Origin of the sequence: Thioalkalivibrio sp. ALE9, assembly GCF_000377445.1 — a bacterium.
Lineage (GTDB): Bacteria > Pseudomonadota > Gammaproteobacteria > Ectothiorhodospirales > Ectothiorhodospiraceae > Thioalkalivibrio.
In genome coordinates this window covers 348,544-362,848 of the sequence record NZ_KB898122.1, presented here as the reverse complement: position 1 = coordinate 362,848, position 14,305 = coordinate 348,544, and the positions used below count along the sequence as shown (strand labels likewise).

General features: G+C 67.4%; 15 protein-coding genes and 1 tRNA gene. 13 read left to right on the top strand and 3 right to left on the bottom strand.

Annotation, left to right across the window (positions count from 1 at the left end; translation table 11 throughout):
* Positions 1–18: 18 nt before the first annotated feature.
* From D106_RS0101735 to D106_RS0101680, 12 genes are all read left to right on the top strand, one after another.
* The gene (locus D106_RS0101735; RefSeq protein ID WP_018875347.1) at positions 19–726 is read left to right on the top strand and encodes an MBL fold metallo-hydrolase; all 708 of its coding nucleotides are present in this window, start codon (positions 19–21) and stop codon (positions 724–726) included.
* An 81-nt stretch (positions 727–807) separates the two neighbouring features.
* Positions 808–884 (top strand) — tRNA-Arg (locus D106_RS0101730).
* A 617-nt stretch (positions 885–1,501) separates the two neighbouring features.
* A complete protein-coding gene (locus D106_RS0101725; protein ID WP_018879005.1) occupies positions 1,502–3,184 on the top strand; it encodes an NADH-quinone oxidoreductase subunit L in 1,683 nt (560 codons plus the stop codon).
* 1 nt (position 3,185) lies between these two features.
* Positions 3,186–3,935, top strand: coding sequence for a hypothetical protein (locus tag D106_RS0101720; RefSeq protein ID WP_026280535.1), 750 nt, complete (start codon positions 3,186–3,188; stop codon positions 3,933–3,935).
* Positions 3,932–7,069 carry a DUF2309 domain-containing protein gene (locus D106_RS0101715; RefSeq protein ID WP_018879003.1) on the top strand — a complete coding sequence of 1,046 codons (3,138 nt, stop codon included), beginning with the start codon at positions 3,932–3,934 and terminating at the stop codon, positions 7,067–7,069. The genes D106_RS0101720 and D106_RS0101715 overlap by 4 nt, the downstream gene beginning before the upstream one ends.
* Positions 7,066–7,392, top strand: a complete 327-nt coding sequence (locus tag D106_RS0101710; protein WP_018867364.1) for a P-II family nitrogen regulator — start codon at positions 7,066–7,068, stop codon at positions 7,390–7,392. Before D106_RS0101715 ends, D106_RS0101710 begins: the two co-directional genes overlap by 4 nt.
* Before the next feature lie 165 nt (positions 7,393–7,557).
* Entirely contained in the window at positions 7,558–7,878 is a 321-nt protein-coding gene (locus D106_RS0101705) for a rhodanese-like domain-containing protein (RefSeq protein ID WP_018867363.1), read from the top strand.
* A 24-nt stretch (positions 7,879–7,902) separates the two neighbouring features.
* Positions 7,903–8,637 (top strand): glycosyltransferase, encoded by a 735-nt coding sequence (locus D106_RS0101700; protein ID WP_018879002.1) that lies wholly within the window; start codon positions 7,903–7,905, stop codon positions 8,635–8,637.
* 84 nt (positions 8,638–8,721) lie between these two features.
* Positions 8,722–9,927, top strand: coding sequence for a succinyldiaminopimelate transaminase (gene dapC, locus D106_RS0101695; RefSeq protein ID WP_018879001.1), 1,206 nt, complete (start codon positions 8,722–8,724; stop codon positions 9,925–9,927).
* A gap of 20 nt (positions 9,928–9,947) precedes the next feature.
* Positions 9,948–10,769 carry a 2,3,4,5-tetrahydropyridine-2,6-dicarboxylate N-succinyltransferase gene (gene dapD / locus D106_RS0101690; RefSeq protein ID WP_018867360.1) on the top strand — a complete coding sequence of 274 codons (822 nt, stop codon included), beginning with the start codon at positions 9,948–9,950 and terminating at the stop codon, positions 10,767–10,769.
* Positions 10,762–11,115 (top strand): arsenate reductase, encoded by a 354-nt coding sequence (locus tag D106_RS0101685; RefSeq protein ID WP_018879000.1) that lies wholly within the window; start codon positions 10,762–10,764, stop codon positions 11,113–11,115. The genes dapD and D106_RS0101685 overlap by 8 nt, the downstream gene beginning before the upstream one ends.
* Before the next feature lie 13 nt (positions 11,116–11,128).
* A complete protein-coding gene (locus D106_RS0101680; RefSeq protein WP_018878999.1) occupies positions 11,129–11,656 on the top strand; it encodes a DUF2062 domain-containing protein in 528 nt (175 codons plus the stop codon).
* A gap of 6 nt (positions 11,657–11,662) precedes the next feature.
* On the opposite strand, the gene D106_RS0101675 is transcribed toward D106_RS0101680, so the two are convergent.
* The 3 genes from D106_RS0101675 to D106_RS0101665 are packed head-to-tail and all read right to left on the bottom strand — an operon-like array spanning position 11,663 to position 13,441.
* Positions 11,663–11,875, bottom strand: a complete 213-nt coding sequence (locus D106_RS0101675; protein WP_018878998.1) for a hypothetical protein — start codon at positions 11,873–11,875, stop codon at positions 11,663–11,665.
* Positions 11,863–12,642 (bottom strand): type III pantothenate kinase, encoded by a 780-nt coding sequence (locus tag D106_RS0101670; protein WP_018878997.1) that lies wholly within the window; start codon positions 12,640–12,642, stop codon positions 11,863–11,865. Before D106_RS0101670 ends, D106_RS0101675 begins: the two co-directional genes overlap by 13 nt.
* Entirely contained in the window at positions 12,635–13,441 is an 807-nt protein-coding gene (locus D106_RS0101665) for a biotin--[acetyl-CoA-carboxylase] ligase (RefSeq protein ID WP_018878996.1), read from the bottom strand. The genes D106_RS0101670 and D106_RS0101665 overlap by 8 nt, the downstream gene beginning before the upstream one ends.
* A 143-nt stretch (positions 13,442–13,584) precedes the next feature.
* Here D106_RS0101665 and D106_RS0101660 point away from each other — a divergent pair, with 143 nt between their 5' ends.
* Positions 13,585–14,304, top strand: coding sequence for a lytic transglycosylase domain-containing protein (locus tag D106_RS0101660; RefSeq protein WP_018878995.1), 720 nt, complete (start codon positions 13,585–13,587; stop codon positions 14,302–14,304).
* Position 14,305 lies beyond the last annotated feature (1 nt).

The window sequence follows — 14,305 nt, the reverse complement described above, 5'->3', positions numbered from 1 at the left end:
CGACTCACGGAGATCCCGATGGACCGGAACCAACTGCCCTACCGCATCCACCGCCAGGAACTCGGCCCCATGGAGAACTTCGTCTACCTGATCGAGGATCGCGCCAGTCACCGCGGCGCCGTGGTCGACCCCGCCTGGGAGCCCGAGGCGATCATCCGTCAGGCACGGGAGAACGACGTCGAGATCTCCGACATCCTGCTGACTCACAGCCATCACGATCACATCAACGGCGTCGAGGCCATCCTGGAGCAATACCCGAATGCCCGGCTGCACCTGCTCAAGCCGGAGGCCGAATTCTGGGGCAAGCAACTGGAACGCCCGGAGCTGCACCACGGCGGCGATGCGATGCGCCTGGGCGATACCGAGATCCGCTTCCTGCATACGCCCGGCCACACGCCCGGCTCTGCCTGCTTTCACATGCCCGCGGGCGACGACCTCATCACCGGGGACACCCTGTTCGTCTTCGGCTGCGGTCGCTGCGACCTGGCCGGCGGCGACCCGGAACAGATGTTCCATACCCTGAACGGTCTGCGTGAAGGCCTGCCGGCGCATACCTGCATCCACCCGGGCCACAACTACGCCGACAAAGCCGAATCCACACTGGAAGAACAGGACGCCGGCAACCCCTTCCTGCACTTCCACGACAAGGACGACTTCGTCCACTACCGCATGGTCGAGCACGACCGCGTGCGCAGCACGCCCTACCACCCCATCCCCCGGAGCTGAGACGGGCCGAAAAACAAAGAATCCGTCCCGATGGCTTGCATCCCCCGGGACCAATCGCGATAATGCGCGCCTTCAGACGATGCGCCCGTAGCTCAGCTGGATAGAGTACCTGGCTACGAACCAGGTGGTCGGAGGTTCGAATCCTTCCGGGCGCGCCATATTCCAGAGAAAAGGCACCCACAGCCGGGTGCCTTTTTTCGTTTGGGCCAGCACAAAGGATTCGAACCTCCGTTCAACAATACGGTTCGACCCCGAGCGCAGCGAGGAACGTGTCAGCCCACAGCCGGCAGCCGGGAGGTCAACACGTACCGCGTCGCCGCCATCCTTTCGGGCGCGCCAGATTTCGGAGAAAGGGATCCGTGACTTACAGTCGCTGGTCCCTTTTTCGTTCTGGCTCAGGGCTCGTGCCACTCCTGTGACAAACCCGAATTACGCCAATTGGGCTCCTCGTGCCCGATTAGTACCTGGCTTCGCGAGTCATTCCGTTCCTTGTGTTCGTAGGAACGCCTTCGATCGTGCCCCTACAGCCAGCCCTCAGGTGCGGCGCAACGCATCTCCTTCTATATTTTCCACGGGCCGGCTCCCGGGAATGCGCCGTTTGCGCAATCATGCCCCCGACCCGTACTTTTAGCGTAGCAACCGGGTTTCGATGACGCCTCGGTAGTGCTCCCGGCGTTTTCCCAAGCTGGGCGCCGTGCAGGCCTCGGGCAGGACGCGATCGGAGGTGGACGACCCGCAACACGCGGGGCGTTACCCGAAAGAGCGGGGTGGGACGATGATGGAACTGCAGTGGCTGATCGCCCTGCTGCCCTTTCTGGCAGCACTGCTGGTTCACCTCCTTGCGGGCCGGCTGGGCCACCGGGTCGCGCGCCTGAGCGTGGGGATCAACGTCATCGTCGTAGGGATCGCCGCGTTCCAGCTGGCGCTCTACATCGCGGGCGACACCGGGCCGCAGTGGATGGGCCTGGCCAACGGCTGGGGCAGCCTGCAGCTGGACCCGCTCAGCGCCATCATGGCGCTGGTCGTGGCCGGGATCAGCCTGGTGGTGCACGTCTACTCGATCCGCTACATGTTCGAGGAGCCCGGGTACGCCCGCTTCTTCATGCTGCTGGACCTGATGACTGGATCCATCCTCCTGATGGTGATGGCCGGCGACCTGATCACCCTCCTGATCGGCTGGCACCTGATCGGGGTAGTCCTCTACTTCCTGCTTACGCACAACACCGAACCGCCGCGCGCGCAGCGCTACGCCTTCTGGACGTTCATCACCTACCGTCTGGGGGACCTGCCGCTGGTGCTGGCCACCGTGATCCTGTTCCAGGCCTACGGCGTACTCGACCTGCCCACCCTCTTCGACCGTATCGCCGAAAGCCCCGATGCCCGCACCGTCATGGGGCTGCCCGTCACCGGGACGGTGGCCTTCCTGGTGGCGCTGGCCGCCTTCGCGAAGTCGGCCCAGTTCCCGCTGCACACCTGGCTGCCCTACACCATGGAGGGGCCCACGCCCGTGTCGGCCCTGATGCATGCGGGGATCGTCAACGCCGGCGGCATCATCATCAACCGCTTCGCCCCGGTGTTTGTCCACAGTAGCGAGGTCCTCCATCTGCTCTTCATCGTGGGCCTGCTGACCGCCGTGATCGGCTCGCTGATGATGCTTTCGCAGAACGACATCAAGAAGTCGCTGGGCTACTCCACCATGGGGCAGATGGGCTTCATGGTGATGGAAACCGGTGCCGGCGCCTTCGCGCTGTCGATCTTTCATCTGATCGCCCACGGCCTGTTCAAGGGCACCCTGTTCCTCGGAGCCGGCAACGTGATCGGGGCCGCGCGCCGCCATGACGGGGTTCCCAACGAGCCTCTCTACGACTTCCTCGTGGAGCGCAAATCGGCCCCCGCACGCGTGCCCTGGTTCATCATCGGGGCGGTCACGCTGATCGTGCCGCTGGTGATCCTGGTCGGCGCACATGCCTGGGTTGCGGAGCGCTTCTTCCAGCAACAGGGCGCGATCGTGCTGCTGTTCTTCGGCTGGATCACCGGGGTCCAGGTGCTCTTCACCGCCCAGCGGCTCGATACCGAGAATCCGCTGCGCATGATGGCCCTGATCATCCTGTCCTTCGCCGTGATCGTGATCGGCTACGTGCTCGTGGGCCACAGCTTCGAGGCCTTCCTCTACCCGGATGCCGCATTCCGTGACGCACTCTACTCGGCGGCGGGTATCGACAAGCTCACCTTCGATGTCCTGGTCGTCCTGCTGGCCGTGGTGTTCGTCCTCGGCTGGATCGGGGCCTACCTGAGCCGGACGCGCCAGGGCCCGATGGACAAGCTGCCGGCCGGCGCGCGGCTGATGCTGTACTCGCTGCTGTCGCGCGAGCTTTATGTAGCCGACGTCCACGAACGTGTCACGGACCGGCTGCTGGCCCTGTCCAGACGCCTCAATATCTGGCTGAGGTGGCGCTGACATGTCAGTGTTTCTATTGATACTCGCCGCGTTCTTCCTGCCGCTCTTCCCGGCCACGATGCTGTTCACGCGGCTCGCCGTCAGCACCCAGCCTCTGCCGGTACGGCTCGCACTCGTCGTCTTCTGGCCCCAGATCGGGGTCGTCCTGATCCTCTGGGGCGAACTGGAGCCAGGTCCGATTCTCGCGACCTGGGCCGTGATGAGTGCGCTGTTCTACGCCTTCCGGATGCTGACCGTGCGCGAGGTCGGGCGCTGGAACGCCATGCTGGCCGTATCTGCCTGGCCCCTGGTCTGGCTCTACGCCCTGCAAACACCCGCGCCGGTTGATCTCGTCGCCGTGACGCTGGCACTGACCACCGCCCCTGTCCTGATGCTGGTGGTGCACGAAGTCCTCGTCGGACGCCTGGGAGCCGCCTACACGGGGCTCCACGGCGGTCTGGCACGCGATCTGCCGCGCCTCTCGGGGATCATTGTGGTGGCAACGCTCGCGGCAATGGCCCTGCCCTTGTTCCCCGGCTTCTTCGCCCTGCTGACCCTACTGGGCAGTGCGCCCGTCGGCTTCGCCATTGGCATCCTGCTGATCTGGCTGCTATGGAGCTGGGCGGGGGCCCGTCTGCTGCAGGGCACGGTATTCGGTCCGCGCAGCGGACCCGTGGCTGCCGATCTGACGGCCCCCCGCGCATGGGGCTTCGCCGGTCTCGTCGTGGCCCTGACAGGCGCCGGGCTCATCTGGACCGGAGGTGCGCTGTGACCCTTTCCCTCGGCCGCCAGCTGAAGATCCGCTCCATGGTGCACATGGCCGCCGAGCCGATCCCCAACTTCTGGCCCATGCGCACCTTCATCCACCACAACCCGTTGCACGGGCTGGAGGACCACCCCTTCCCCGAGGCGATCGAGCGTGGCCGGGCCCTGTTCCACGGGCGCGGCTTCCTGGCCCGCGCCGACTACCAGTGGCTGCTCGCCGATGGCCGCATCGACCCGGATGCGCTGGACACAGCGATCGACCGGGCGCTTGGTGGCTATCCAGCCCTGCAGGCCACCGGTGGCCACGCGCTGATCCATCCCCTGCTCACGCGCTGTCGCGAACCGGCCCGTCGACCGTGCGTGCTGGCCGCGGCGGAGGACGTGGCGGCCATCCTCGCCGGCGGTGTTCCATCCGCGGGGGACGGCGTGGATGTGGAACGCATCGAGGACATCCTGCGCCGGGCGTTCCCGCCGGAGCGGCCGCTCTACGAGGCGCTGGACCACCTCTACGACACCCGCATCGCCGAGACCCTGGACGAGCTCCTGATCAAGACCTGCCTCGACTTCTTCGACGAGGGCCAGTCCGCCTGGCCCATGCCCGGGCGCGAACAGGGCCTGTTCGCCGCCTGGAGCCAGCTTGCACAGCGCAACCTGCGGCTGTTCCTGCGCGGCCTGCACATCAAGAAAATCCTGGATCAGAGCGACACCCCGGAGGGCATCATCGCCTTCGTCCTCGACGAACTCGGCATCCCCGAGCCGTCCTGGCCCGGGCTGATCGTGCGCGAACTCACCCATCTGCACGGCTGGGCCGGCTTTATCCGCTGGCGCGAACGGGCGCCTCGCTATCACTGGGCCCGCGAATATCCAGCGGACCTGGTCGACTTCCTGGCGATTCGCCTTGTGCTGTCACTGTCCCTGGTCCGCGAACACGCGCGGCGCCGTCGGATGCCACGCAACCGGTTCGAACTCGAGGCCCGGATTACCGAGCGCCCGGCGGAATCCTTCCTGCGCCACGAACTGTTCACCGGCGCCGTGCTGCCCACGCGGGCCGAGGCCGTCGAGGACGCAGTGGCGCGCGGTCGGCCGGCCGAAATCGCCCGGCTCATCGGGGCTTACATCCCCGAGAAGCGCCAGGCTGAAGCCGGGACCCAGTCACGCGCCCTCGAAGAACTGGCACAGCGCGCCGGCACACCGAATGCCTTCCGCGAGCTCTCACCGGAACGCCTGGCCGAGGTGCTGACGGAACTGGAGGCATTCGAACGGCACGAGGGCATGATCTGGCTGGAGGCCATGGAGACAACCTACCGCCGCGCGCTGCTGTCACGCCTTCACCCGACTCCCGCGCCACCCCGCGAAAAGCGCCCCTTTGCGCAGATGCTGTTTTGTATCGATGTGCGCTCGGAACGCATTCGCCGCCAGCTCGAGACGCTTGGCGACTACCAGACCTACGGGATCGCCGGATTCTTCGGTGTCCCGGTCAGCTTCATCGCGCTGGGCAAGGGTAGCGAGGATCACCTGTGTCCCGTACTGCTGACCCCGAAGAACCTGGTCCTCGAGGTGACGACCGGCGCCGAGAAACTGGAGACGGATCTGTATTCCTCGGCGGAACACCTGCTGCACGACCTGAAGCATTCGGTCCTGTCGCCCTACTTCACGGTCGAGGCCATTGGCCTGCTCTTCGGTTTCGACATGGTCGGCAAGACCCTCGCGCCGCGGCTCTACAATCGCTGGCGCCACCGCATCGAATCGGACAAGCCGTCCACCCGTTTGCTGGTCGACAAGCTCACCCGAGAACAGGCGGACTCGGTCGTTCGCGCGCTGCAGCGGGTCATCATCGTGGAGGCGATTCACAAGGAGTTCGGCATCGAGCGCGAATCGATCACCGATGCGATCATCCGCGAACTGCGCGAGGCGGCCCTGGGGCGCCACACGGGGCAGACCCACTTCGCGCAGGCGTTCGCCCTTGGCAAACGCGCCGAGGCGGATTTTATCCAGACCCTGCAACAGCGCTACCGCATCAATCGCTCGTATGCGCAGATGCAGCTCGAACGCCTCGGGCGCATCGGCTTCTCCCTCGACGAGCAGACCTACTTCGTCGCCCAGGCGCTGCGCTCCATCGGGCTCACTGAACAGTTCTCCCGCTTCATCATCCTGACCGGGCACGGCAGCCAGTCGCACAACAATCCCTACGAGTCCGCCCTCGACTGCGGTGCCTGCGGCGGGAGTCACGGCCTCGTCAGTGCCCGTGTCCTGGCGCATATGGGCAACAAGCCGGAGGTGCGTCGGCGCCTGCGGCGCGAGGGCATCCCCATCCCGGACGATGCCTGGTTCCTGCCGGCATTCCACAACACGACCAGCGACGCGATCGAGTTGCACGACCTGGATCTGCTCCCCGCCAGTCATCTCGTCTACCTCGAGCGCCTGCGCAACGGGTTGCAGGCAGCGCGGCGCCGCACCGCCGCCGAGCGGCTGCAGACCCTGCCGCCGGAGGGCGGGCCGGAACTCGAGCCCATCCAGGCCGCGCGGATGGCCCAGCGCAACACGGTGGACTGGACCCAGGTGCGGCCCGAATGGGGCCTGGCGCGCAACGCGGGCTTCATCATCGGGCGCCGCCACCTGACCGAGGGCAGCGACCTCGACGGCCGTACCTTCCTGCACTCCTACGACTATCGCCTCGACCCGCGCGGGCGTCTGCTCGCGAATATCCTGACCGGCCCGCTCGTGGTCGCCCAGTGGATCAACATGGAGCACTACTTCTCCACGGTCGACAACGAACACTATGGCAGCGGCAGCAAGGTCTACCACAACGTGGCGTGCCGCCTCGGTGTCATCACCGGCAACCTCAGTGACCTGCGAACCGGCCTCCCCGCCCAGACCGTACTGCGCGACGGCCGGCCCTACCATGACCCGATCCGCCTGCTGGCCGTCATCGAGGCGCCCTTTGAACACGCCCGGGCGGCGATCGACGGCGTCGCCAAGGTCCGGAGCCTGGTCACCAACGGATGGATCCTGGTAGTGATCCTCGACCCCGAGACCCACCGGATCCATCGCTTCGCGGACGGCCAGTGGCTGGAAGAGCCGCTGCCCCGGGCCGCTCATGGCCAAACCGATCCAACGGCTGCGGAGGAGACCCGCGCATGAACGACGTGAACCTGAATCCCCTCAAGAAGCTGGAGATCATTCTCGAGGGCGAACACCAGGCCTTTGCCACCGATCTGCTCGACCGAGCCGGCGTCAAGGGCTACACCATCATGGGCAACCTCTCGGGAAAGGGCAGCCAGGGCTTCCACGAAGGCCATCTGATGTTCAACGAGGACGACGTGCTGATCATGATCATCGCCGCCGTACCCGAGGAACTGGTCGAGCCGATCCTCGAGGGCTTCACCCCCTTCTTCAACCAGCACAGTGGCGTGATCTTCATCTCCGACATCCAGGTCAGTCGTCTGGTGAAATTCAAGGGCTGAAATCCACCCCCGGGCGGCTGCGGCGCTCCCGGGAACACCTGCTGTTCGACGGCCAGGGGTGGCCGGTTCACAGGCAACATGCCAATCCCTGGCGTGCATCCCGCCTCTTGCAATGCGCCACTCCCGAGGCCAGCCTGAGTCACTCCCCAGTCACGGTTCACCACCATGCGCCAGATGTCCCCCCGGGAATTGCACGACTATCTCTCGCAGGCAAAGAGCCCGCCGAAGCTGCTGGATGTGCGCGAGCCCTGGGAATTCCGGCACTGCCACATCGAGGGCTCGCAACTGCTCCCGATGGGCCAGATCCCGACCGCGTACCAGGACCTGAATCCGGAGGACGAGATCGTGGTGATCTGTCACCACGGCGTCCGCAGCCAGCAGGTCTGCGGCTTTCTGCAGCGGGTCGGGTTCAACAACGTGATCAACCTGTCCGGCGGCATTGATGCCTGGGCACGCGAGGTCGATCCCCACATGGCGACCTATTGATCAGGGTGCCCCCCTGGCCGCTGCGTGACCCCCGCACCCACCCTTTCGGTCATCATTCCGGCCTGGAACGAGGCCGAGTGGCTGCCACGAACCCTGACGGCCGTCCAGGAGGCCCTGTCGGGCCTTGATCGCCCCAGCGAGATCATCGTGGTGGACAACGCCTCCACGGACGCGACCCCGCAGATCGCGCAGCGCGCCGGCTGTCGTGTCGTCTTCGAGCCGGCACGCAGGATCAGCCGCGCCCGCAACGCCGGCGCCGAGGCGGCCACCGGGGACGACCTGCTGTTCGTGGATGCCGACACCTGGCCGGATCGCGACCTGCTTCGGGCCACCCTGGAGGCACTGGACAGCGGCCGCGTCTGTGGCGGCGGTGCCCGGGTAGATTTCGACCACCTGAATCACCGCATCTACCGCTGGGGTGCCGGCGCCTGGAATGCGCTGGCCGCGCGCCTGGGGCTGGCCGCCGGCTGTTACGTCTTCTGTACCCGCGAGGCCTTCACCGCCGTCGGCGGCTTCAGCGAAACTGTGTACGCCGGGGAAGAGGTCTTCCTGTCGCGCGCCCTGCGCCGCTGGGGCCGGGCACACGGCCAGCGCGTGGAAATCCTGGACACCCCCGTGTTGACCTCCGGGCGCAAGGCGGACTGGTTTCACCCCGGCCGTCACATCCTGGTGGTGCTGCAGGTCCTGCTGCTCCCCTGGAGCCTGCGCTCCCGCCGCCTCAGCTGGTTCTGGTATACCCGTCCAGGTAGTCGCGACTGAACGATCGCGGTGCCGTCGCCCCGCCGGGTTCGCTATACTGCGCGGTCTTTCGGTTCGCGCCCTGCAGAGGAACCCCCGGACGCCATGAATCCCCGCCTCGACCGGCTCCAGCCTTACCCGTTCGAACGCCTGCGGGCCCTGTTCGCGGACCTGCGCCAGCCGGAAGGGCTGGAGCCCATCGCGCTGTCGATCGGCGAACCACGCCATGCGCTTCCGGGTTTCGTCGAACCCGCCCTGCGCGACGCCGTACAGGGTTACAACCACTACCCCACCACTCGCGGCGAACCGGCCCTGCGCGAGACGATCGCCGCCTGGCTGCAACGCCGGTTCAACTTGGATACCGTGAAGCCCGAGCGCCAGGTGCTGCCGGTCAGCGGTACCCGCGAGGCCCTGTTCGCGATCGCCCAGGCCGTCGTCGCGGAGAAGCCCGGGGCGCGCGTGCTGATGCCGAATCCCTTCTACCAGATCTACGAGGGTGCGGCCCTGCTGGCCGGGGCAGAACCGGCCTTCTACGACCTGGCGCCGGAGAACGGCTATCTACCCGACTTCTCCACGATCGACGTCGCCACCTGGGATGCGGTGCAGCTCGTCTACATCTGCAACCCGGGCAACCCGGCCGGCGCCTGCATGTCCGAGGCGGCGATGCAGGACCTGATCCGTCTGGCCGAACGCCATGACTTCGTGCTCGCGGCCGACGAGTGCTACTCCGAGATCTATCACCCGGAGGCCACCCCACCGGCTGGCCTGCTGGGTGCCGCGGCGCGCATGGGCAATAGCGGGTTCGAACGCTGCATCGTGTTCCACAGCCTGTCCAAGCGTTCGAACCTCCCGGGGCTGCGCTCCGGATTCGTGGCGGGCGATGCCGAGCTGCTGGACCGCTTCGCGCTGTACCGTACCTACCATGGCTGCACCCTGCCGCCGCCCACCCAAGTCGTCAGTCGCGTGGCCTGGGCGGACGAGGCCCATGTCGCGCACAATCGGGCCCTGTACGCGGAGAAGTTCGCGGCGGTCACCCCGCGGCTACAGGCCATACTCGACGTCACCACACCGGCCGCCGGTTTTTACCTCTGGCCACGGGTTCCCGATGGCGACGACGAGGCCTTTGCCCGCCGCCTGTACGCCGAGGCCGGGGTGACCGTGCTGCCCGGGCGCTACCTCTCGCGCAGCGACCCGACCTCCGGGCACAACCCCGGTGCCGGGCATGTCCGCATGGCCCTGGTCGCCGAGCCGGCCGCCTGTGTCGAGGCCGCCGAGCGCATTGCCAGCCTGTATGAATCCATTACCTATTAATACGTTGCAAGGAAAACCTCATGTCCGATATCCAGAGCACCATCGAAACCGCCTTTGAACGCCGCGCCGAGATCAACCCGCGCAACGTGGAGACCAATGTCCGCGATGCGGTGAACGAGGCGCTGGAGATGCTGGACACCGGCCGTGCCCGAGTCGCCGAGAAGAAGGGCGGCGAATGGGTGGTGAACGAATGGCTGAAGAAGGCCGTACTGCTGTCGTTCCGCATCTCGGAGAACGAGTTCATCAAGGGCGGCTTCACCAACTACTACGACAAGGTCCCGTCCAAGTACGCCGACACCTCCAGCCGTGACTTCCGCGAGGCCGGCGTGCGCGTCGTGCCGCCGGCGACCGCGCGCCGCGGGAGCTTCATCGCCCCCAACACGGTGCTGATGCCGTCCTACGTAAACATCGGCGCCTATGTGGATGAAGGCACGATGGTCGATACCTGGGCCACCGTCGGTTCCTGCGCCCAGATCGGCAAGAATGTGCATCTCTCCGGCGGCGTCGGGATCGGCGGCGTGCTGGAGCCGCTGCAGGCGGCCCCGACCATCATCGAAGACAACTGCTTCATCGGTGCCCGCTCCGAGGTGGTCGAGGGCGTGATCGTCGAGGAAGGCGCGGTCATCTCCATGGGCGTGTATCTCGGCCAGTCCACCCGGATCTACGATCGCGAAAACGACGAGATCCTCTATGGCCGCGTACCGGCCGGCTCCGTGGTGGTCTCCGGCACCCTGCCCTCCAAGGACGGCAAGTACTCGCTGTACTGCGCGGTGATTGTGAAGCGCGTGGACGAGAAGACCAAGGCCAAGGTCGGCCTGAACGCCCTGCTGCGCGATGTCTGAGATCGCGCTCTTCGGGATCGCCAACTGCGATACCGTCCGCAAGGCCCGCCGGGCGCTGGATGCGGCCGGCGTGGATGTTCGCTTCGTCGACGTTCGCAAGGACGGGCTGGAGGAGGCCCGGCTGCGCAACTGGGTCGATGCGCTTGGCTGGGAGGCCCTGGTCAACCGACGCGGCACGACCTGGCGCCAGCTTCCCGCCGAACAGCGCGACGGGCTGGACCGCGAACGCGCGATCGCCCTGATGCTCGAACACCCGGCCCTGATCAAGCGGCCGGTGATCGAACAGGGGGACGCGATCACGGTCGGCTGGACCCCCGACATCGCGGCCCGCTGGGGGGCTGCCTGAGGCCCTCGGCGGCATGCTGAGGCGGGCCGGCATTCGCTGGCGGGCGATGCGCTGGCGCGCCCACCACTGGCTGGCCCGTCATCCCCGACTGCACACCGGCCTGCATGCCGCCGGGAGCATGAAGAGCGGCCCGGAGGCCATGGCCCGCGGGGTTGCCATCGGGCTGTTCATTGGCCTGACGCCCACGGTCGGCTTTCAGACCGTATTGATGATCATCCTCTGCATCGCGCTAGCCGGGAATTTCCCGACGGCCTTCGTGGCCTCATTGATCAGCAACCCCCTGACCACGGCCCCCCTGTACTGGGGCTACCACTCGCTGGGCGAGGCAGTCTTTCGCTACATGCCCCTGCTCACCCACGACCCGGACGCCTGGTACCTGCAGGGGATCGGCGACGAGATTACCTTCACCTTGCTGGGCAGTCTGCTGATCGCCACGCCCACCGCTATGGCCGGCTACTGGATCTCCCATCAACTGTCTGCCGCCTGGCAGCGCCACCGGGACCGGCGGCGCGCCGAGCGGGCCCGGCGCCGCGGCCCCTGAGCCTCGTCACTCGGTCGCCTCCTCGGCGGCCCCTTCCCCTGCCGGCGCACCACTGGGTTCCGGCCATTCCAGCCGGACATCCAGCAACTCCACCGTGCCCCGGTCGCGCTCCAGGGGCGGTACGTCGGCGTAGGGGTCCGGATCCAGCCGGCCGTCGTGCCACACCCACACGAAGTACCCCAGGTTCATCAGCGCGAGCACCAGGATCAGCCAGCGCATCCGGTGTCCTCCGCGCGCGACAGTGCCCACAGCCCGTCCAGCACCAGGTTGGGGATGATCCGCGATTCCTCGCGCAACAGCGGCGCCAGCCAGTAGGCATCCCCGCCGGTCAGCCAGCAGGGGGCCTCCTCGCCCAGCACGTCGCGGGAGCGCGCGATCAGCCCGTCCAGCGCCCCGGCCAGCCCCAGGCCCCAGCCACGCTCCAGCGCATCCGCACTGTTCAGCCCGGGCGACGGGTCGAGGTCCTCGGGCCACTGCGTCGCCTCGCGCGGCGCGATACGATCGGCCAGACGGGGCTGCAGCGCCTCCCAGCCGAGCTGGCGCCCCGGCAGTATGTAGCCGCCTGCATGACACCCGTCCGCCTGCAACACGTCGACGGTGACCGCGGTTCCGGCATCCACCAGGATGACCGGCATGTCGCCAACGGCCCGCGCCGCGACCAGCGCGCAGTACCGATCCACCCCCAGCTGGCCGGCTGCGTAGTCGGTCCGCAGGCCGTTCGGCCCGGCAGCCGCGACCCGGACCGCGTGGACCGAGGCCGCCAGCCCGGCGCTGTCCAATTCCTCGGCGAACGCCGCCCCGCGATCACCCGCCACCCGCGAGACCCATACGGCGTCGATGGTCGAGTCCTGCGCCATGGATGCGAGGGCGCGGGCGCAGCCCGCGGGCTCCGGGGCCGCGCCGGAGCCCAGCACATCGCCATCCCGACTGCGCACCTGCCATTTCACCCGGCTACTGCCGATATCCACCAGCGCGATGTCAGACATGTTCAAGACTCCGTACCGAAACCTCGCCCGAGTGCAGATGACGCACCGATCCGTCCGCGAATGCCGCCACCAGACAGCCGCTGGCCGGGTCGATCCCCAGCGCCCGGGCCTGCGCTCCATCGTCCAGAAGCTCGATGGCCTGCCCGCGCAACAGATCGAGCCGCTCCAGCTCGGACTCCAGCGAGGCCACGCCCTCGCGCACCAGGACGGGATGCAGGCGGCAAAGCCGGTCGACCACCCGCGCGGCCAGTTCCAGGCCGTCCGGTGCGCCGCCCGGACAATGACTGGCGAGATCGGTAACCGCGCGGTCCAGTTCCAGTGTATCCGCGGCCTCGCGATTAATCCCGATCCCGGCCACCAGCCGGCCCGGCCGCTCCCGACCGGGTGCCCGCTGCTCCATCAGGATTCCGCCGAGCTTGGCGCCCTGGATCATCAGGTCATTGGGCCACTTGAGCCGCACGGACTCCAGACCCAGCCCCTCCAGGGCCTGGATTACCCCGATCCCCACACCCACCGGATAGGCGGGCGGCACCGGGCCCCGCGCGATGGGCCACGCCAGCGACAGAGCGAGGCTCGCCCCGGGCCGCGACTGCCAGATCCGGCCCCGCCGGCCGCGGCCCGCGGTCTGGGTATGTGCCACGCAGACACGCGGTCGCTCATCGTCCGTGGCAGCCGCCTCCAGGAGATAGCGGTTGGTCGAATCGACCGATTCCAGGACCTCGACCCGAGGGGGTGCGACGTCACTGCCCGCCAGCAGGCCGTCGACGCGCTCTTTCAGCCATGCACTTTCCGGCGCCATAATGCAGACTGTGAATGAAGTCTCGGTCATCGGGATCGGTACTCGGCCAGGGGGCACAGGGGTTGGATACCAGAGATACGCGGGGGAAAGCCAGGCACCATGGTAAGCATTCCGTCCGGACGGCGCTGGGGCTGCTGGTACTGGTGGCAGGGCTGGTCGCGGGCGGAACCAGCGCGGACGAGCTGTACAGCTACCGCGATGCCTCCGGTGCCCGCGTCCTGACCGACGAACGGCCCCAAGGTATCCCGTACGAAACCATCCGCTCGCCCGCGAGCACGGGTACACGGACGCCTTCCAACGGCGGCGACTGGTCTCCCAGCCAGATCTTCGTGTTCGAGGGCCCGGGCGGTGAACGCCTGGTCACCAACCAGCACCGGCAAGACAACGGCATGGAACTGGTCGCCACCTACGGCCGCCCCACCGCGCGCGCCCGCTGCGGCGAGCGCGCCCGCCAGGCGCTGGCCACCGGCGGTGGCGAGTTCGCGGACCTCATTCGTACGGCCGCCACCCGCAAGGGCCTCGACCCTGCGCTGGTCCAGTCGGTCATTCACGTGGAATCCTGCTTCGATCCGCAGGCGGTCTCGCGGGTGGGCGCCCACGGCCTGATGCAGCTGATGCCCGCGACCGCGGCCGATCTCGGGGTCACCGACCGTTTCGATCCGGCCCAGAACATCAACGGCGGCACACGCTATCTGGCCGCCATGCTCGAGCGTTTCGAGGGCAACCTGGATCTCGCCCTGGCCGCCTACAACGCCGGCCCCGGCGCGGTGGAGCGCCACGGCGGCGTCCCGCCGTTCCGCGAAACGCAGACCTATATTCAGCGCATCCGCTCGCAGTACACCGGCAACGGGCGGCCGAACTGAC

Excerpts from the sequence above, each read along its gene's own strand:
- dapC (WP_018879001.1), top strand. The coding sequence starts at position 8,722 with ATGAATCCCCGCCTCGACCGGCTCCAGCCTTACCCGTTCGAACGCCTG.
- D106_RS0101725 (WP_018879005.1), top strand. The coding sequence starts at position 1,502 with ATGATGGAACTGCAGTGGCTGATCGCCCTGCTGCCCTTTCTGGCAGCA.
- D106_RS0101665 (WP_018878996.1), bottom strand. The coding sequence starts at position 13,441 with ATGGCGCCGGAAAGTGCATGGCTGAAAGAGCGCGTCGACGGCCTGCTG.
- D106_RS0101735 (WP_018875347.1), top strand. The coding sequence starts at position 19 with ATGGACCGGAACCAACTGCCCTACCGCATCCACCGCCAGGAACTCGGC.
- D106_RS0101720 (WP_026280535.1), top strand. The coding sequence starts at position 3,186 with ATGTCAGTGTTTCTATTGATACTCGCCGCGTTCTTCCTGCCGCTCTTC.
- D106_RS0101675 (WP_018878998.1), bottom strand. The coding sequence starts at position 11,875 with ATGCGCTGGCTGATCCTGGTGCTCGCGCTGATGAACCTGGGGTACTTC.
- D106_RS0101685 (WP_018879000.1), top strand. The coding sequence starts at position 10,762 with ATGTCTGAGATCGCGCTCTTCGGGATCGCCAACTGCGATACCGTCCGC.
- dapD (WP_018867360.1), top strand. The coding sequence starts at position 9,948 with ATGTCCGATATCCAGAGCACCATCGAAACCGCCTTTGAACGCCGCGCC.
- D106_RS0101710 (WP_018867364.1), top strand. The coding sequence starts at position 7,066 with ATGAACGACGTGAACCTGAATCCCCTCAAGAAGCTGGAGATCATTCTC.
- D106_RS0101680 (WP_018878999.1), top strand. The coding sequence starts at position 11,129 with ATGCTGAGGCGGGCCGGCATTCGCTGGCGGGCGATGCGCTGGCGCGCC.
- D106_RS0101670 (WP_018878997.1), bottom strand. The coding sequence starts at position 12,642 with ATGTCTGACATCGCGCTGGTGGATATCGGCAGTAGCCGGGTGAAATGG.
- D106_RS0101705 (WP_018867363.1), top strand. The coding sequence starts at position 7,558 with ATGCGCCAGATGTCCCCCCGGGAATTGCACGACTATCTCTCGCAGGCA.